General features: G+C 42.4%; 13 protein-coding genes. 7 read left to right on the top strand and 6 right to left on the bottom strand.

Going from position 1 to position 18,559, the window contains the following annotated elements:
• The first annotated feature begins 37 nt into the window (after nucleotides 1-37).
• From OQE68_RS25765 to OQE68_RS25755, 3 genes are all read left to right on the top strand, one after another.
• Nucleotides 38-1,378: a hypothetical protein gene (locus tag OQE68_RS25765; protein ID WP_180571167.1), complete on the top strand. Its 1,341-nt coding sequence runs from the start codon at nucleotides 38-40 to the stop codon at nucleotides 1,376-1,378.
• Between the two features lie 93 nt (nucleotides 1,379-1,471).
• Complete coding sequence (locus OQE68_RS25760; protein ID WP_266195400.1) at nucleotides 1,472-2,365, top strand: IS982 family transposase; 894 nt, start codon at nucleotides 1,472-1,474, stop codon at nucleotides 2,363-2,365.
• A gap of 801 nt (nucleotides 2,366-3,166) precedes the next feature.
• A complete protein-coding gene (locus tag OQE68_RS25755; protein WP_180570819.1) occupies nucleotides 3,167-4,171 on the top strand; it encodes a coiled-coil domain-containing protein in 1,005 nt (334 codons plus the stop codon).
• Between the two features lie 8 nt (nucleotides 4,172-4,179).
• Here OQE68_RS25755 and OQE68_RS25750 read toward each other — a convergent pair whose 3' ends face one another.
• Nucleotides 4,180-5,094 (bottom strand): cation diffusion facilitator family transporter, encoded by a 915-nt coding sequence (locus OQE68_RS25750; protein ID WP_180570818.1) that lies wholly within the window; start codon nucleotides 5,092-5,094, stop codon nucleotides 4,180-4,182.
• Between the two features lie 128 nt (nucleotides 5,095-5,222).
• Here OQE68_RS25750 and OQE68_RS25745 point away from each other — a divergent pair, with 128 nt between their 5' ends.
• The 3 genes from OQE68_RS25745 to OQE68_RS25735 all read left to right on the top strand — a co-directional run bounded on the left by OQE68_RS25745 (nucleotide 5,223) and on the right by OQE68_RS25735 (nucleotide 9,992).
• A complete protein-coding gene (locus OQE68_RS25745) occupies nucleotides 5,223-6,554 on the top strand; it encodes an ArsB/NhaD family transporter (RefSeq protein WP_180570817.1) in 1,332 nt (443 codons plus the stop codon).
• Between the two features lie 46 nt (nucleotides 6,555-6,600).
• The gene (locus OQE68_RS25740) at nucleotides 6,601-7,407 is read left to right on the top strand and encodes a class I SAM-dependent methyltransferase (protein WP_180570816.1); all 807 of its coding nucleotides are present in this window, start codon (nucleotides 6,601-6,603) and stop codon (nucleotides 7,405-7,407) included.
• An 86-nt stretch (nucleotides 7,408-7,493) separates the two neighbouring features.
• On the top strand, nucleotides 7,494-9,992 hold the full coding sequence (locus OQE68_RS25735; protein WP_180570815.1) for a DUF1631 family protein: 2,499 nt from the start codon (nucleotides 7,494-7,496) through the stop codon (nucleotides 9,990-9,992).
• A 35-nt stretch (nucleotides 9,993-10,027) separates the two neighbouring features.
• On the opposite strand, the gene OQE68_RS25730 is transcribed toward OQE68_RS25735, so the two are convergent.
• From OQE68_RS25730 to metH, 4 genes are all read right to left on the bottom strand, one after another.
• Complete coding sequence (locus OQE68_RS25730; protein WP_180570814.1) at nucleotides 10,028-10,789, bottom strand: substrate-binding periplasmic protein; 762 nt, start codon at nucleotides 10,787-10,789, stop codon at nucleotides 10,028-10,030.
• 154 nt (nucleotides 10,790-10,943) lie between these two features.
• Entirely contained in the window at nucleotides 10,944-12,080 is a 1,137-nt protein-coding gene (locus OQE68_RS25725) for an aminopeptidase (RefSeq protein ID WP_180570813.1), read from the bottom strand.
• A complete protein-coding gene (locus tag OQE68_RS25720; RefSeq protein WP_180570812.1) occupies nucleotides 12,034-13,356 on the bottom strand; it encodes an MATE family efflux transporter in 1,323 nt (440 codons plus the stop codon). The genes OQE68_RS25725 and OQE68_RS25720 overlap by 47 nt, the downstream gene beginning before the upstream one ends.
• A 13-nt stretch (nucleotides 13,357-13,369) precedes the next feature.
• A complete protein-coding gene (metH, locus tag OQE68_RS25715; protein WP_180570811.1) occupies nucleotides 13,370-17,068 on the bottom strand; it encodes a methionine synthase in 3,699 nt (1,232 codons plus the stop codon).
• A 280-nt stretch (nucleotides 17,069-17,348) separates the two neighbouring features.
• Between metH and nfuA the strand changes: the two genes are divergently transcribed.
• Nucleotides 17,349-17,933 carry a Fe-S biogenesis protein NfuA gene (nfuA, locus tag OQE68_RS25710; protein ID WP_180570810.1) on the top strand — a complete coding sequence of 195 codons (585 nt, stop codon included), beginning with the start codon at nucleotides 17,349-17,351 and terminating at the stop codon, nucleotides 17,931-17,933.
• Nucleotides 17,934-18,076: 143 nt separating this feature from the next.
• Here the strand turns inward: nfuA and OQE68_RS25705 are convergent, their stop codons facing one another.
• The gene (locus OQE68_RS25705; protein WP_353618582.1) at nucleotides 18,077-18,430 is read right to left on the bottom strand and encodes an ArsR/SmtB family transcription factor; all 354 of its coding nucleotides are present in this window, start codon (nucleotides 18,428-18,430) and stop codon (nucleotides 18,077-18,079) included.
• Nucleotides 18,431-18,559: the final 129 nt, after the last annotated feature.

The following is an 18,559-nucleotide window of genomic DNA, read 5'->3' as shown; positions in this document are numbered from 1 at the left end:
TATAAAAATCATTAGAGAAGGTATAAAAGGATTAATCATGGCAAAGCGAACTCGATTAGAACTGAAGAAACTATTCAAAACGGGTGCTCGTCCAACTGAGTTAGATTTTATTGATGTGTTTGACTCATTGTTGAATGTGCAAGATGATAAAATAGAAAAACAACCAGATGCTTCGCAACCACTAAAAATTAATGCAAGTGGTGAGCAACAAAATATTTTTGATTTTTACGACCAGCAAGGTTCACATAACTGGCGTATCAACCAATACCCAGATTCCAGTCAAGGGAAGCAAATTGCTGGATTAAATATAGAAGATGGTCAGGCCCAAACACGTTTTTTTATTAAGCAAGACAATGGCCATATAGGATTAGCAACCACCTATCCAAAAGCCAGACTGCATGTGGTCATGGAAAGCAGTAGTGGTGATGCTTTTCGTATAGATGATGCAGGGATTAATGCCGTAGGTGATAATGATGCAACCCCCTTTGTCATTAAAAATAATGGTGATGTAGCGATTGGAGCAGAAGAAAGTCAAGGCTCAAAACTGTATTTAAATGGATCACTGCAGGTTGTTAATGAGGATAAGAAAGCGACCTGGTTTCATATTAATGAGGATGGCGCTATAGCTGTAAATGGAAAAACAACAAAAGCCGAGCCTCATGTGGATATTAATGGAGATGTTGAGGTTAGAGGTAAAATTGTTGGAGATGGTTCTCAGGTTACAAATTTAAATGCTTCAAATCTCGCTGATGGCACAATTCCTTATAACGTATTAGAAAATTCAGGACTAATAACAAAACAAGAAGTGGGTGATTTAGTATTTTGGTATGGGGCAAAATATGGCTTACCCAAACCTGACTATTATTGGCCATGTGATGGCTCAATAATTGATCATGAGAGGGCACACCCTAAACTAAAAGGTAAAAAAGCACCTGATACAAGAGGAAGAGTAATAGCAAATACTGTTGATAATTATAAAAATAATGATAAACGCGGAAATGACAATGTATCTCTCTCCGCAAGTAATTTGCCAAAAGTTGATCGAAGCGTTACAACCGGTACATTTACCCCAAGTGGAAGTATTTCAGTTAAATATAATTATGCTACAACTGAAAATGCACATGTCTGGACAATGAGGGATACTAGTGGTAAATACATTGAAGAAGGTGATGACAAGGGTGGCAGTGGTTACTATTACGCGATGCAAAGTGGGCGACATCCAGGTACTGATAATACAAAACATGATCATAATGCCAGCTTTACAGGAAGTTTGGGAAGTGTTAGTAGTCAGACATGTAATCTGAACCCAGAAAGTCAAACAGCAGTTGACCTATATCAACCTACAGTATATTGCGAAGAGTATATCGTTATTTACTAATAGACTCACGCGATGCTCGACTTTTAATAACTTGAAATGACAAACCCTAACCCCATCCTAAGTTTGCGAAAACAGGGATATCAAGGAAAGGGAATGTCACTGGAAGAGTTTATCATAACTACTTATTGTTGGGTCGATGATGTTTTAACTGATTTATTAAAACAACGGCGATTACGTCAGCGAGGAATTAAGCCCTCACTGTCGGATGCAGAAGTCATTACCATGGAGTTAATTGGTGAATTTCAAGGCCTTGATGCTGATACCGCTATCTGGAAATACTTCAAAGAGCATTGGAAAGCGTATTTTCCAGGCATAGGCTCAAGAAGCCAGTTTGCTAAACAAGCTGCTAATTTATGGGCGATAAAACAACAATTACAAAAGCAAGTAACAGCTGAGCTGGGTACTATTAATGATCCTATACATGTTGTCGATGGTTTTCCTTTGCCTGTTAGCCACTTTAAACGTGCAAGAAATTGCCGCCGCTTTAAAGAAGAGGCTGAGTATGGCTATTGTGCATCCAAGGGGGAAACCTATTATGGCTTTGAAGGGCACCTCATTATTGACTTTCATGGAGCCATAGCAGGATTTACATTAACCCCAGCAAGTGATGGCGAAAGGGAAGCTGTATGGGAGTTAACAGAAGGTATGCCGTCAGGCATGTTGTTAGGGGATAAAGGTTATTTGGGGGCTGAATTTAAAGCTGAATTGTTAGAGTTAAAATCGCTTCAGCTAGAAACCCCGGTTAGAGATAACATGATTGATCCTTTACCCAAGTCCTGGAGGAGCCAGCTTAATCGGTTACGACGACGAGTTGAGACAACCATTGGTCAGCTAGTAGAAAGGTTTAATATTCAGCGGACCAAAGGCAGAACCCTGTGGAGTTTGACTAATCGAATGACCCGCAAGCTGTTATCGCACAGCTTATGTGTATTATTTAATAGGAACCAAGGCAATGCTCCACTACAGTTATCTAAATTAATAGGCTGAAAAGTCGAGCATTGCGTTAGACTCTGTAATTTAAAATAAATTGTTCTCTTATATAACCACCGAAAGGTGGGGTCTTTTTACCAGCCTTAATTGGTTTATCCCTTTTAGGGCCTAGCTTGAGCTGTTCAAATTTTTCCCAGCAAAGTTGGTAAGCATCTGTAGGATGGCCCAAAGGGTGTAAGACAAGACGCCTGGAACAATATTATATTGTCGTATTGATCATTGGTGTCTAGGTATTGGAAATAGTTTAGCCCTCTGATTTGTCTCGCTTTTAGTGAATTGCTCAAATTCCAATCAGCCCTTCTTATTGGTTCTTTTCGCCAGTTTAGGGTGAATATGCCCGAATTGATCCCTCCCGTTGTTCCTATTCCTTAAATAGTCACTTCTTGTATTTAAATACCTCCGATAACGACGGTTATCGGATGTTATTGGTTTTACTTGGTAATATGATATCAAAATAGGTAATACGTATTATGGTAATTGATATTATCGTATTCTGTACAAAACCAACAAAATGATAGATAATTCACAAAATCTATCGGTTATCACTGTTTTAAAGCTTATCTATGCGCGCTAACAGAGCCCTTGAATAAGGGCTGGCTAATGGAGGCAAAATGTGGCAGCTGAGTGATGAATGAGTTAGTAGAAGAGCTGCCCGAATAAATAGGGCTGCTGAAATCTATAGGGTGAAGTCTAAGTAGTGCGCTAAGGTCTGCTCCAGGTAAGGGCTCAATAGACCTTAGGCACAACGTATTGAAATATTCAGGCTAAACTGACTAAAGAAATAAAAGGTAAAAATAAGTGGCCAGTGTTGTAACAAAAGAAGCGGTTTTCGCCGCCTGTCGGCAGCTACAAGCTGAACAAGGGCAAGTGAGGCAAGCGGATGTACAAGCCATCACTGGGGGTTCATTCTCAAAAATTGGCCCGTGGATTCAGGAGTGGCGAGTGCTGGATGGACGCCTTTCAGGTCTTGAGCACTTAGATCACGAGCTATTGGCAGGCCTTAATAACTGGTGTCAGCAGTTAAAGCACAAATATCAACAGGCGGCTGAAAAGAAGGCGGATGGCTACCAGGATGAAATCGAGTCTTTAAAAAACCAGCTACAAACGATAGCTGAGGAAAAGAACACACTGCTGAAGCAAGTGGAACAGCTAACGGGGCAACTCTCTGACTTACGGGAAACAGTCGCGGAGCGCGAGCGCCATATTGATAACAAGCGGACTGAGTTAAGCCAGTTGCGCACTGAGCGATTGGAGCTTAAACAACAACTAGAGCAAGAGCAGGGCAAGCGTAATGAGCTTCGGGAAGAGATGGCCCAGTTGACAGTCAAACATGATGCTGACTTAAAAGCCCAAGAAGCGCGCCTTAAAGGTGAAGTTGACCGGATTAGTCAGATTTATGAAGGAAACGAAAATAAGCTTTATCAGCAACTGGATGATCAGCGCACGGCTTACAAGCAGTTAGAGAAAAAATCTGGTGAAGAACAGGCCAAGCTGCGTAATGAAGTGGGGGAGTTAGCCAAACAATTACAAGAGATGGGCAATCAACTGGTCAGAGCCCAGGCAGAAATGGTGGTGGCGAAAGAAACCTTAGAAAACTCTCAGCACCGTGAAGATCACCTGTTTAATCAACAAGAAAAGCTCAGCCAGCAAGTGGCTAATGAGAGGGCAAAAGCACAACAAGCAGAAATTGCTTATGCCCAGGTTAAAGGTCAACTTCATTTTTTAGAAGAGCGTTGCGAACATCTGGAACAGCGGCTTGAAGAGAATATGCTCAAGCAGCTGGCCAAAGGACATGCAGATTAGCCTTTAACTTAATGCGAGTGGCTTGGTTGTGGCTCACAATCAAACTGCTCGCACGGGTCATATTCCAGCTGAACGGTGGCATGTTGAATACCAAACTGTTGGTAAAGCCAGCTATGGATAGAGGTAAGTAACTTGTCATGAGACTGACTGCCATCAGCATGCACATGCAAGGTAACGACTATTTGCTGGCTACCCAGTTGCCAGGCATGTATGTGGTGGACATTAATGACCCCAGTGAGCGCGTTTGGCATTTGCTGGGCTATCTGCTCTGTATCCACACTATTAGGTACTCCCTCTAGCAGTTCATGACTGGTTTCTTTTAATAATGACCACGCGCCACGCAATACAAGCAAGGAGACTACAACAGATAAGATTGGGTCAATGGGAGTCCAGTCAGTGAGAATGATAATAATGGCAGCAACAATGGCCGCTGCTGAACCCAATAAATCGCCAAGAACATGCAGAGTGGCGGCGCGAATATTGATATTATCTTGCTGTCCACGGTGTAATAGCCAAAAGGCAAAAAGGTTGACAGCAAACCCCACAATAGCGATAACTAGCATAGTGGGGCCCATTACAGGTTCAGGTTCAATAAACCGTTGCACAGCTTCAATGAATATCCAGCCCACAATCAATAACAGGCTGGCTGCATTAATAAAAGCGGCTAACGTTGTAAAACGCTGATAACCAAAGCTTCGTTTATTATCAGGCGTTCGTTTCGCCAAGTGAATTGCAGCTAATGCCAGGGCTAAAGCAAAACTATCTGTTAGCATATGGCCTGCATCAGCAATCAAGGCCAATGAGCCAGAAATGACACCACCAATGATTTCAACGACCATAAAGCTGGTGGTGATTAAAAACGCAACCAGTAATACCCGAAAACCTGACCCGCTAGCATGGTCATGATGACAATGATGACTCATTTCAATACCTACAGACTTATTGACTCATAAATTAACTGATATATTCAGTGTAAACCCTGGAGAGAACTCTAGAGTCAATGGTAAAATAATAAAAACAATGGAAGTTACTTAAGCGATGGAAAGCTCTTATGATTAATCACTTGACTGAACCCATGCTGGTTTCAGGGTTTATTTTAATACTTACCTTTTTTGGAATTTTTACTGAAAACTTTCATGGTATTGAGCGAGCCAAGTTTGCTATGGCTGGAGCCGGTAGCATTATTATTGCCGGACAGTTTTACGGCTTTTATTCGCCGCAATTAGCCGTTCATGCTATTGATTGGAATGTAGTGTTTTTATTAGCCATCATGATGATTATTGTAGCTATCATGATCAGTACTGGTGGCTTTGAGTATTTAGCACACTACTTGGCACAACAAAGCAAAGGTTCCCAGTATCGACTGGTAATCATGCTGGGTACGGCCGTTACTGTAATTTCTCTGCTATTGGATAATGTAACCACCGTTATTATTTTTGGCCCACTGATTATTCTCATCTCTCGTACAATGGGCGTTTCTCCCATTCCTTACCTATTAGCCGCTGCCTTGTTATCCGATACTGGTGGTGTGGCTACATTAGTTGGTGATCCTCCTAATTTAATGATTGGCTCCGCTGCTGGGATTAGCTTTAACACGTTTATTATTCATATGGGGCCTCCTGTACTATTAGCATGGGTAGGCATTTTAATTGCGCTTCGCTATTTATTTGCTAATGAGCTGTCTGCAAACGTTAAGCATCAGTTCGATCATGAAGTGAAATACAAAAATAAATCTCTTTGGCAAAAATGTATTTTTGTCATGGGAGTGATGGTGGTGTTATTTATTCTTCATCATACCATCGGCTGGGAGCCGTGGTTGGTAGCTGCTGCTTGCTTAACGTTGCTCTTGTTTTTAGCTAAACATATTGAGCTGGAGCAAGTAACCAATTATTTAGAAACCCCGTTACTGATCTTTTTTATATCCCTTTTTATAATGATTGGTGGCGTTGAAAAAAGCGGCTTACTGGAAGTGGTTGGACAAACCTTTAAGCCATTAATAATTGAGTCCCCATTAATAGCTGCCTTAGTATTATTGTGGGTGGCTGCTATTTTGTCAGCCTTGATTGATAATATTCCTTTTACCGCAGCAATGATTCCAGTACTAGCAGGGCTGCAAACAGAAGGGGTAAATGTCAGTGTGATGTGGTGGACTTTAGCCATGGGGGTAGGCATGGGAGGGAATGGCTCTCATATAGGCTCAACAGCCAATGTCTATATTGTCACCATTTCAGAACGCTTGGCTCGGGATACAGGAAACCCTCAGCTAGCCATCACGCCAGGACTATGGGTTCGTAAAGGCACTCCAGCCATGATTATCACTCTGTTATTGTGCAGTCTATTTTTAGTAGTAGGTTATGACTTTTTGTATATTGACTTAACCTGAATATGTAAAGTCCAACAAATAATCAGTGCAATAGGCGCTAGTAGTCATGTTAAAAAAAATAAAGCAGCTCATTACTGAGCTATCCGCAACGACGGGCGCTATTGAGCTGTATCGAAATGAAGACAGCCATGGGCGGGTGGTTGTATTAGAGTACGCTGGTAGCCGTATACTCACCTTTGATTCTATCTACGAGCAAAGCTGCATATTAATAACCAGACCATATTCGTTAGTGTATGAGTACCTTCAAGCCATGTTGATGGGCCTGGTCTTTGTAACACCTAAACATGTGACATTGCTGGGATTAGGTGGGGGGAGTCTGGCCAGCTGTCTTCATCATTTTCTACCCTCTGTTGAATTACATATCATCGAGCTAAGGCAAATGGTAATTGATGTAGCCTTTAAATACTTTCAACTACCAACTGATGATAGATTAACCATTATCCAGTCTGATGCTCAAAAATACCTACCCAAAGCAATAAAAGGCAGCACCCATATTATTTTTTCTGATATTTACCAAGCTTGGGGCATGCATAGTTATCAAAAGAGAAAAGCCTTTGTAGAAGATAGCTTTGCACTCCTAAGTGATGATGGCTGGCTAGTGATTAATTATCACCAAGCTCCTAACTTTAACGAACCCTTCTTTTATGAGCTTTGTGCGAAATTCCCTGAAGTTTATTTATGCTTGGTAGATTCCACTGAAAATAGAATTATCCTCTGTGGTAAAAGCAAACTAACACTTGACCTGAAACTCTATGAGGCAAAAGCAAAAGCGTTAGAAAGGCTAATGGACATTCCAATCGCCCGTTATTTTAAGGGACTGATTAAGCTTCAATTACAATCTCCACCCCAATAAAATAAGCAGTAGATGTCAGCCCTGGCGGTCAACGGTCTATAATAAGGTATTAGTTAGATTAATTTTGTTGGTTTAGTAAATCACCCATGAAGCATCCCCCTGGGCCTGAGGGCAGTACAGCACCTGCATTGATTACAAAACTGCTTGGTGCAGCCAAAAAAGAGATTTTTCGCCAATATAATACCGTACTAGATGTTGTGCAGGAGCAACTTGATAAGTTGGGGCAAGACTCTGAAGACTACTTACAACTGGCAGATGAACTCTGTAAAAAACGGCCAACGATGGTCAGTGCCTTTTCAGCCCAGTGGCAAGTATTTGAAAAAGAGCTAATCCAGCCAAAGCAAGCATACAAACAGCAGCTAAAAGGGAATAGCTTCAGTTTAGTCAGTGATGATGATCTTGAAGAGAAGCTAGTTGTGCAAAGGCTGATTGCAAACAGCTTAAGTGCATTTAATTTTGTCATGATACCCATTGCTAGTGGCTTTTCTCAAGCGATGCCAGATGCAGATATTACCCAAGCCAAAATTCCTTTTTTTCCTCAATGCGTTGGCGAGTGCTTGCAAGAAAGCCTGACGAAAGCCAAGTTAAGTAGCACATTGGATCAAATCTTACGAAAACAGTTTCGTGATAAGTTATTACCTAACTTTAAACATTTATATATTGGTATTAGAAAACAGCTAGAAAATAGTGGATTTATTCTTGAGGAAGCCCCAGCAAGAGATCGTGAAGAAGTTCTATCAGGAGAACAGGGCGTATCAACAGGAAGTCGGCTGATAGAGGTACCAGAAGACTTTGACTTGAATATACTAGAGCTACTTCAATCAACGGATATTACCTCATTGCTGGGGAGTGATAGTTTTGAAAAACCCAGCTTATCCAATGTACCAGATGGCATAGGTGAGGATAAATCTATTATCACTATCTCGAATAAAGACGTAGATAACATGTTGGAGGTTATTCAAAACACGACAAAACTCAAAGACAGCGCTGACATGCCAGATATCCATCAAACCTTGGCGGAAAATCTACAGCGCAACTCATCGGACACCCAATACAGTGTGATGAGCCACTCGGGAGAGAATATTATTAATCTGGCAGCATTAATGTTTGATTTTATTCAAAATGATCAAGGCATTCCGCCCATTGTGTCGACGTTATTGATGCAACTGCAAATTCCCTATATGCGTTTAGCTTTATCTGATGCAGACTTATTTATTGACCAAGCGCATCCAGCAAAAGAGCTTTTGAATAATTTAACCGAAATCAGTTATCGGGTAACCTCTACTGATTCCGAAGCATTCCATATTATCAATGACTGCGTTAATGAACTCACTCATAACTTTACTACCAATAAGGAACAGGTGGCATCATTAACAAGTAAAACCTCTAACTTCCTGATGCAATTGGTCGACTCAGCAAATGTGCAAGAGCTATCCCTTACTGAGCAAGCCCGCATTGAAGCGGATCAAGAGGAGCGAGTCAGAGAAGCAGAAGCCGCTGTTAAAGAGTTTGTTGCCTTGCCTATCAGTAAAATGAAAAAGCCAATGTTTTTTCATTTACTGCTAGAAAAAGTATGGTCAAAAGTGTTGTATATTTCATTTATGAAATACTTACCGTTGAGTGATGAAAGAACAGAAGTGGTTGATGTTTTCAATAAAATATTATGGTCGACCGGCGTAGGCAAAAGCAGTTTGCAAAAAAGTGAGCTAATGCGTGAATTGCCAACAATCGTTAAGGGCATTGAAAAAGTCTTTACTGACTGCCAAATTGATGAGTTGATTCAAAGCCACTTTATGGAGCAACTTAAAGATATTCACTTATCATTTATTAAAAAGGCTGATGGGCAGTTTGTTAGTCCTGCTAAGAAAGCAACAAAAGAACCTGATGCATCTGAAAGTAATGTTCAAGCCAAAGAAATTTTTACCCGGTTAGCTGAAGAACAAGCTGCTCAGGAAAAACGTAAGCAGCAACAAGAACAAGCAAAATTAGCTGAGAAAATGCAACAAGCTGTTGGACATGATTACCAGCAGTTCAATCAAACTACGAATGCGGTACAAGCAAAAAATGAAACTTTAGAGACTATAGAAGAGAGCCTCGCTACCCAATCAGCGCTTGATAGTAAAGTGGAACCAATTGTTGCCTCTGAAGAGTCCGAAGCGGATGAAGCAGAGAAAGCAACAACAGAAACAAGTTCTGATGACCCTCTTGAATTTTCATTTCCCCCAACACAGTCAGTCAGTGATCAAAAGCCAGCGGTTGACAAACCATCGTCGATTACTGATGAAGCCCCTGATCGCCTGTCAACAGCAGAAGCTATTAGCCTGGTTAATAAAGTGCGTACTGGCACTCGGATGAATTATATGATTAAAGGCGAGTTTACCCGTTGTAAGGTTGCTTTCCATTCAGCCAGTCTTGAAAAATATATCTTTACGAATAATCACGGGTTTAAGTTATTTGAGCGGTCTAGAGCAGATTTATTGGTGGATATTCAAAATGGCTATGCCAAAGTACTGGATAACCAACCAACATTTGATCGTGCCTTAGAGTCAGTTGTTGCTAATATTCGACAACACCGGAGTAGCTAAAAAATAATCAGCTAAAAATCATTCTCGGAGTCAAGTTAAAGAGGAATATTATACTTCTGTAATATCTCTGTGTAGCGAGGGGTTTGTTTAAATTCAGACAAGGCACGATTAAAATCATCCAACATTTCTTTACCACGATGATCATTTTTATTGATTAACAAATGCAGTTTACGAGAGGATAATGGTTTCTTCAAAGAGGCAAATTGACCAACATCGTTGGGAAATTCGTTTTTAATCAGTTCCCAAGTTACCAGTTCGGCTAAGGGGAGAAAATCGAAATTACCTTTTTTTATTTCACGAACAGCTTCTTTCTCATCTTTTGCCAGTTTCACATTTAGGCCTGCATTACGCAGTGTTTTTTCATCAGCATAGCCATTGGGAATGATAAATGTGTATTGACTCAAGTCAGATAATTTTTGCCACTGGTGAGGGGGCTGATTGTGCTTTTTCTTAAGGTAAAAGAAAACATTTTTAGACTCTGCAACAGGGGCAGAGTAAGTATAGTATCGGTCCCGCTTTTTAGTATGACCATAGGGAAAAATTGCCTTAACTTTACTGTAGCGTAACAACGCTTCGCAACGACGCCAGGGCATAAATTTATAGATTGGCTTAATGCCAATTTTAGATAACGTTTCTGTAATAATTTCAGTCACATAGCCTTTACCTTCTACAGTGTCGGTTACATAGGGCTTCCATTCACCAGTAGCTATTGTGATGGCATTACGATCAATTGCGAAGCTGAAGCAGGAAAACAGAATACAGCTTAGGTAGAGAACGTACTTCAGAGGTGATGGCATTATAATTATCCTCTATCGCTCTAAAATAGGTGATTATGTGATAAATTTTATTGATTTATTAATGAAATTAATGGTTATTGTTTTATCATCATAAAAGTAGAGCTTTTAAATGACCAGTAATCCCTTAGAAATATTTAGCATAATAAAAGTGTAATTATTCGATTGGGTTGTTTGATGACGAAGTAGCAGCTATTAAAGCAAGTAGTGTATTTTGCCGTTGCTGGTAGGGTTGTTGGGCTAATTGCTGACAGGCTGACATAAATGCCCCAAGATCACGTTGGTGCTGTTCATACAATGATAGTAAAGCTGGCACCCAGCGATAATAAGTAGCAACTGTTGCCAGTTTGGCATTATTTAACTGACTGCTTATCCAATGGTCATAATAAGGTTGGTTATGCCATTGTTGCTGCCTTTTTTGCTGGTAGTCTGCTGTTAACTTAGCCAACAGTTGCTGTTTTTGCTGAGCCATTGCTGAAGAAGATAATGGCTGTTGATATAGTTGTTCAAGTTGATCTCGGTATTTCAGCAACCAACGGCTGAATTCAAGATCAAACTGATAACGTTGCCTTAAGCGATCTACAGCCTGAGGCTGACGATCCATAAACCACTTTTCAACACCGATAATGGCCACTGCAGTGGCCAAGCTTTCGTTAAAATCCACATCGTCCTTAACATACAACCAGCGATGGGTAAGTTCATGAAAAATCAGATTAGCCAGCTCCAACTCTGGATAATAAATGAAGGTGTTGAGTAAAGGATCATCAAACCAGCCTAATGTAGAATAAGCTTTAATCCCTGCCACATAGGTATCATACCCTTCAGCATCAAGCTGATTGGCTTCTTGTTGGGCCGCTTGTTCTGCAAAATAGCCGCGATAACTCAGACAACCTAACCAGGGATAACACCATTGATAAGGTGTCGTAGAAAATTGTGGGGCAGCAAATACGTTCCACACCACAAAAGGACGCTTAGTGTCAGTAAAAGTTTGAAAATTACCATTAACCGGGAGCTTCAGGTTATTTTGAGCAAATAAGGTTAATTGCTGCGCTAACTGCAACTGTCGTTTGAGGGCGAGGGGTGTTTGTTCATTATCAACCAGTTCAGTTACTGGCTCACGATGCTTAATGAGTTGCCACTGGCCTTGCCAGGCTTGATGGTAATAGCGAATCTCACTACACCCAGCTAGCAATAAACATAAAGGTAACGATAGACCTGCGATTACAGTTAATAGCCAGCGCTGCTGGCTAAAGCCTGATTTTTTGCCACTTTCGCTGATACCAGATCCAGCCATAAATTGATGAGTTAATCAATCGTTGAAACGCCTGTAAACACCAAATCCCCACTAAACCATAGCCGAGAACAGGTCCGATAATGGCAGCCATTGGCAAAAACAGCAGCCACTGACTGGAGAGGTTGACGGCCATGACGGTTTTATTGGCGCCGGCCCCGATGAGTGCTTGAGATAAAACCAGGGCAGCAGCATCAATTACCATCATCATTCCAGTGATTTGCAATGGCATTACTCCCATTGCAATAACTTCTGGGGCCTTAAGAAAAATGCCCAGAATAAACTCAGGCCAAATAATAAAAGGGGCACCTAATAAAACTAAAATGCCAGCTGACACTTTAACTACATCCCAGCCCCATTGATAGGCATCTTCTTGCTCTTTACGGCCTATTGCTTGACTAACCAATGAAGTGGCAGCCATTCCCAAGCCCACTCCCGGTAAAATTAAAAATAGTGCCAGACTAATAAGCACATGGGCCACAGCCAGCTGATGGGTGCCCACTAAGCTGATAATCCAAAATAAGACAGTTACACCAAAGGCAAACAACACCTGTTGTAGTGAGTGGGGCCAAGATAAGCTCATTATTTGGCGAAGCGAGGCAGAACCTGGCCAGCGCAAGTGCCAGCGATAGCCTTGCCTATCTCGCCAGCATAGCCAAGCATACATGGCACTTCCAATATAAAGAGATAGTGTTGTTCCTAATCCAGCACCCATTGCTCCCATAGCAGGTAAGCCCGCCACCCCAAAAATCAAACAATAGCTGATGACAACATTCAGTACATGCATGATCAATAAGGCCCGCAAATACACCATGGATTGGCTGATACCATTCCAAAAACCACGAAAACAAAAATTCAGGGCAACCCCAAACATCCCCAATACCCTGGCTTGAAAATAGGGCGTAGCCGCTTCCGCTACGGTGGTATCAGCATTCAACCAATGAATAAACAGTGGGCCCAGTAAAAACAGCAGTAAGCTAACGGGAAGGGCGCCAAGCAGTGACAGCCATAAGCCAGCGATGACTGGGCCTGGGGTACTTCTTACTGTCCCTTCTCCAACCCGGCGTGCCACCAACGTTTGCACACCCGACGACAGGCCAATCAAGCAAGCAACACAAATGAAATTAACGTAGCTACCAAAGCCAACACCCGCTAGCGCTACTTCCCCTAGCGAACCCACCATTGCCGCATCCACTAGGTTGAGCAAGCTTTGCGACATCATTGCGCCCATAATGGGCAGACCCAGCGTAAGCAAGGCCTTTAACCGAGTTTGGGTCATAGGCTAAAACCCCTTATTTAGGGTCATAGCCTAGATTGGGGGCTAGCCAGCGTTCCACTTCGGTGATTGTCAACCCTTTACGCTTGGCGTAACTAGCTACTTGGTCTTGGTCGATTTTGCCTACTGCAAAATACTTTGAATCGGGGTGAGAAAAATACCAGCCACTGACGGCAGCGGCTGGGAACATCGCATAATGCTCCGTTAACTTCACATCAATATTAGCTTCTGCATCTAATAGTTTGAATAGCGTAGCTTTTTCTGTGTGATCTGGGCAGGCAGGGTAACCCGGAGCAGGACGAATCCCTTTGTAACGCTCCTTAATTAGTTCTTCATTAGAGTAGCTTTCAGCTGAGCTATAGCCCCAAAATTCTTCCCGCACCCGTTGGTGCATATGCTCAGCAAAGGCCTCTGCCAAGCGATCAGCGAGAATTTTTACCATGATACTGTTGTAGTCATCATGCTTTTCTTCATAGGACTTGGCTAGCTCTTCTGCACCAATCCCTGCCGTAACCACAAAACCACCTACATAGTCAGTGACACCGCTGTCAGCTGGGGCAACATAATCAGCCAAACACATATTGGGTTTGCCAGCGACTTTGTCTACCTGCTGGCGTAAGTGGTGGAGGGTGGCCAGCTGGTCTTGTTTATTGGTATCTGTGTAGAGTGCAACATCATCATGATCAACCTGATTAGCTGGCCAAAAGCCAATAATGGCTCTGGCTTTAATCAGTTTTTGCTCAATGATCTGCTTGAGCATTTTCTGCGCATCATTAAATAAATTGGTGGCCGCTTCTCCAACTACTTTGTCACTGAGGATTTTTGGGTATTTGCCAGCGAGATCCCAACCAATAAAAAATGGGGTCCAATCAATAAAGTCCACCAGCTTTTCCAGTGGATAATCATCAAATAGTTGAGTACCCGTAAATCTAGGGGTAGGGGGCGTATAATTTTGCCAGTCTAGTTTTAATTTGCGCTCAGGTAATTGAGCATAGGGAACAGGGCCAGCTTTCGGTTTGCGGTTAGCATTACGCTCTCTGATGGCAGCATATTCAGTGCGTCGCCCTTCAACAAACACCGGGTTTAGCTCATTGCTTAACAGATGGGTAGCCACATTGACACAGCGAGAAGCATCAGGCACATATACCGTCGCGCCTTTATACTGGGGTTCAATTTTGACTGCGGTATGAGCTTTTGAAGTGGTAGCACCACCAATCAGCAAGGGAATAGTAAATCCTTGGCGCTGCATTTCCTTGGCTACATGAACCATTTCATCTAAAGACGGCGTAATCAAACCACTCAGCCCAATCATATCCACCTGTTCTTGTTTTGCGGTTTGCAGGATTTTTTCGCAGGGAACCATCACCCCTAAGTCGATGACATCATAGTTATTACATTGCAGTACCACACCCACAATATTTTTACCGATATCATGGACATCACCTTTAACCGTGGCCATCAACACTTTACCCTTTGACTGGGCTTCACCACCTTTTTCCGCTTCAATAAACGGCACTAGATGGGCAACGGCCTGCTTCATTACGCGGGCACTTTTCACCACTTGAGGTAGAAACATTTTCCCTTCACCAAACAGGTCTCCAACCACCCCCATACCATCCATTAATGGGCCTTCGATAACTTCAATCGGGCGACTGGCTGCTTGGCGAGCTTCTTCAGTATCTTCCACAATAAACTGGTTAATGCCTTTTACTAAGGCATGTTCTAACCGTTTAGCTACTGGCCAACTGCGCCAGGCCAAGTTTTCTTCTTGCTTAGCAGCCCCATCACCTTTGAATTGCTCAGCAACAGTTAATAATGCTTCAGTGGCATCAGGGTGCTTATTGAGCACCACATCTTCTACTTTTGCTTTTAACTCGGCAGGAATATCTTCATAAATGGCCAGCTGACCGGCATTCACAATCCCCATGGTTAAACCAGCTTTGATAGCATGGTAAAGAAAGACTGCGTGAATAGCTTCTCGCACCGGGTTATTACCCCGGAAGGAGAAAGAAACATTACTGACCCCACCAGAAATCATGGCATGGGGCAAATGTTGTTTGATGTATTGAATTGCTTCAAAAAAATCGACAGCGTAGTTGTTGTGTTCTTCAATGCCAGTCGCGATGGCAAAAATATTCGGGTCAAAAATAATATCCTGGGGAGGGAACCCCACTTTATCCACCAGTACATCGTATGAGCGTTTACAGATTTCTTTTTTTCGCTCAGCCGTATCTGCCTGGCCGGTTTCATCAAAGGCCATGACAACCACGGCAGCCCCATAACGTCGGCAGAGGGTGGCCTTTTCAACAAAGTCAGCTTCACCTTCTTTTAAACTGATAGAGTTAACTACCGGCTTGCCCTGTATACATTTTAAACCGGCCTCAATGACGTCCCACTTAGAGGAATCCACCATGATGGGCACCCGGCTGATATCTGGCTCAGAAGCAATCAAATTCATGAAGGTAATCATCGCTTGCTTAGAGTCCAGCATGCCTTCATCCATGTTGACATCGATGATTTGGGCACCATTTTCTACCTGTTGGCGGGCAACCTCTAATGCTGTTTCATAGTCTTCTTCACGAATTAACCGGGCAAATCGGGCAGAACCGGTAATATTAGTTCGCTCTCCCACATTCACAAAGAGTGATTCAGAGCTAATGGTTAATGGCTCCAAACCACTTAATCGGCAGGCCACTGGTAGGTCGGGAATAGGGCGGGGTGGGTACTTAGCCATCGTTTCAGCAATGGCTTTGATATGGGCAGGAGTGGTACCACAACAGCCACCAATAATATTCAAGAAGCCACTTTGAGCAAACTCCTCGACTATCTGACTCATATCTTCAGGCGTTTCATCATACTCGCCAAACTCATTGGGCAATCCAGCATTGGGATGAGCACTGACATAGGTATTCGCTTTATTGGCTAGCTCTTCGACATAGGGGCGTAACTCTTTAGCCCCAAGCGCACAGTTTAAGCCGACGCTGATTGGATTGGCATGGGCGATGGAGTTCCAGAATGCCTCCGTGGTTTGGCCAGATAATGTTCTGCCAGAAGCATCGGTAATCGTGCCCGAAATCATAATAGGCAACTCAAGGCCTAGCTGATCAAAGGTTTGTTGTACGGCAAAAATAGCTGCTTTACAGTTGAGGGTATCAAATACGGTTTCAATCAATATGATATCAGCCCCACCCCTGATCAACGCTTCAGTGGCTTCACAATAATTTTCGACTAATTGATCAAAGGTGACATTGCGAAAGCCGGGGTTGTTGACGTCAGGAGATAGAGTTGCAGTACGACTGGTAGGGCCTAAAACACCAGCAACAAAGCGAGGCCTGTCAGGTGTTTTGGCTGTCATTTCATCGGCCGCCTGGCGCGCCAGCCTAGCGGAGCTTTCATTAATTTCCTGGACTAAATGTTCCAGCTGATAATCTGCTTGGGAAACCTGGGTGGCATTAAAGGTGTTGGTTTCAACGATATCTGCACCTGCTTCCAGGTATGCCAGATGAATAGATTTGATAATCTCAGGCTGAGTGATAGATAACAGGTCGTTATTACCTTTTACCTCCTGAGTTAAGTCTGCAAACTGATCTCCACGATAGTCAGCTTCTTCCAGTTGGTGAGACTGAATCATAGTGCCCATCGCACCATCAAGAATCAAAATTCGATCATTCAGGGCTTGTTTTAGTTGTGCAATACGTGGATTTTCCGAAGCCATGCAGGTTTCCTGAAGCGATTAGTCAGTAACAAAGTAAGTTGCTGGGCAATCATAGCAGAAATAAGTTGTTGATTGATAACAGCTTAAAATAATAGACCTGGTTTGAAGAAGAGCTGCTATTTGGCAAATGATAATCACGTTGGCAAATGATAGTAGTGCGGCCAATACTTGATTAATTTGGTAGGGATTTATATCAAGTGAGACTTGGCGTACAATCAAAGCAGTTAATATGCAACCTAGGTTCACTCAGCAGAACCTCATAACAAGGTGATAGCCTACCATGAGTTTAACGGTAACTGATGAAGCACAAACGTATTTAGCTGAGCTTTTGGCTAATCAAAGTGTGGATGGAATTGGGATTCGTATTTTTATTACCCAGCCAGGTACTCCTTATGCGGAAACCTGTATTGCCTATTGCAAGCCAGGTGAGTCACAGGATACCGATATAGAAATGCCTTTAAATGGCTTTACCGCTTATATCGAAGCGGCCAGTGAAAGCTTTTTGGAAGATGCCTTAGTCGATTACGCCAAAGATCAGATGGGTGGTCAACTGACCATCAAAGCCCCCAACGCGAAAGTACCGCAGATTGGGGAAGATAGCCCGTTAGATGCCAAGATCAACTATTACCTGCAAGCAGAAATTAACCCAGGTTTAGCATCTCATGGAGGACAGGTGTCGTTAGTTGAAATTGCTGAAGATAATATTGCAATTTTGCAGTTTGGTGGCGGTTGCCAAGGCTGTGGAATGGCTGATGTTACATTAAAAGATGGAATCGAGCGTACGCTGATGGAAAAAATCCCTGAGTTAAAAGGGGTTAGAGATGTGACTGACCATAGTTTCAGAGATAATGCATATTATCGCTAGCATGGTTTGAAAATAATTAAGTGCTTTGAATTTTATTAAGTTAACTATTCATGGCCTATTGCCTGACTTTCTGAGGCAGCCTCCTTACAAAAAGGCCATGAATAATTATTGAGAGTACTTGTTTTCTATAAAAAGCGTCGTTATTAATGAGCGGGCTGCTGTTGATCATCTCCATATAATTGGTGAAGCAAACTTAGCACCTGCCGGGTATTATCACAGGTGAGAGAATAGTAAACAGTTTGTGCCTGCTTGCGGGTTTTAACCAGACCATCTTTGCGTAATACCGCCAGATGTTGGGAAAGGGCAGACTGGCTTAAATCTAGGACATCATTTAACGCTCCTACAGACATCTCGCCATCTGTTACTAAGTGGTACAGAATTAGCAACCGATTTTCATTACTGATGGCTTTGAGTAGCGTGGCTGCTTGGCATACTTTCAGCTTCATTGTTTGTATATTCATAGGAAAGGATTGTAGTTCTGGTGTTATAGACTGCATATTACATATTCTTATTATTGATATGCGCTTATCGTAATCTAAATGAACACCAAATGACAAATAGTAAACAAAACTTTTTTAGAGAATATCTCAAACATCTGTTTTAAGCTGCACTTGCTTACCAACAGA

The sequence above is a fragment of the Spartinivicinus marinus genome, assembly GCF_026309355.1.
Lineage (GTDB): Bacteria > Pseudomonadota > Gammaproteobacteria > Pseudomonadales > Zooshikellaceae > Spartinivicinus > Spartinivicinus marinus.
This window is presented reverse-complemented; position numbering and strand designations above follow the sequence as displayed.

Coding starts and splice junctions, on each gene's coding strand:
- OQE68_RS25765 (WP_180571167.1), top strand. CDS start 38: ATGGCAAAGCGAACTCGATTAGAACTGAAGAAACTATTCAAAACGGGT.
- OQE68_RS25760 (WP_266195400.1), top strand. CDS start 1,472: ATGTCACTGGAAGAGTTTATCATAACTACTTATTGTTGGGTCGATGAT.
- OQE68_RS25750 (WP_180570818.1), bottom strand. CDS start 5,094: ATGAGTCATCATTGTCATCATGACCATGCTAGCGGGTCAGGTTTTCGG.
- OQE68_RS25745 (WP_180570817.1), top strand. CDS start 5,223: ATGATTAATCACTTGACTGAACCCATGCTGGTTTCAGGGTTTATTTTA.
- OQE68_RS25740 (WP_180570816.1), top strand. CDS start 6,601: ATGTTAAAAAAAATAAAGCAGCTCATTACTGAGCTATCCGCAACGACG.
- OQE68_RS25735 (WP_180570815.1), top strand. CDS start 7,494: ATGAAGCATCCCCCTGGGCCTGAGGGCAGTACAGCACCTGCATTGATT.
- OQE68_RS25730 (WP_180570814.1), bottom strand. CDS start 10,789: ATGCCATCACCTCTGAAGTACGTTCTCTACCTAAGCTGTATTCTGTTT.
- OQE68_RS25725 (WP_180570813.1), bottom strand. CDS start 12,080: ATGGCTGGATCTGGTATCAGCGAAAGTGGCAAAAAATCAGGCTTTAGC.
- OQE68_RS25720 (WP_180570812.1), bottom strand. CDS start 13,356: ATGACCCAAACTCGGTTAAAGGCCTTGCTTACGCTGGGTCTGCCCATT.
- metH (WP_180570811.1), bottom strand. CDS start 17,068: ATGGCTTCGGAAAATCCACGTATTGCACAACTAAAACAAGCCCTGAAT.
- nfuA (WP_180570810.1), top strand. CDS start 17,349: ATGAGTTTAACGGTAACTGATGAAGCACAAACGTATTTAGCTGAGCTT.
- OQE68_RS25705 (WP_353618582.1), bottom strand. CDS start 18,430: ATGCAGTCTATAACACCAGAACTACAATCCTTTCCTATGAATATACAA.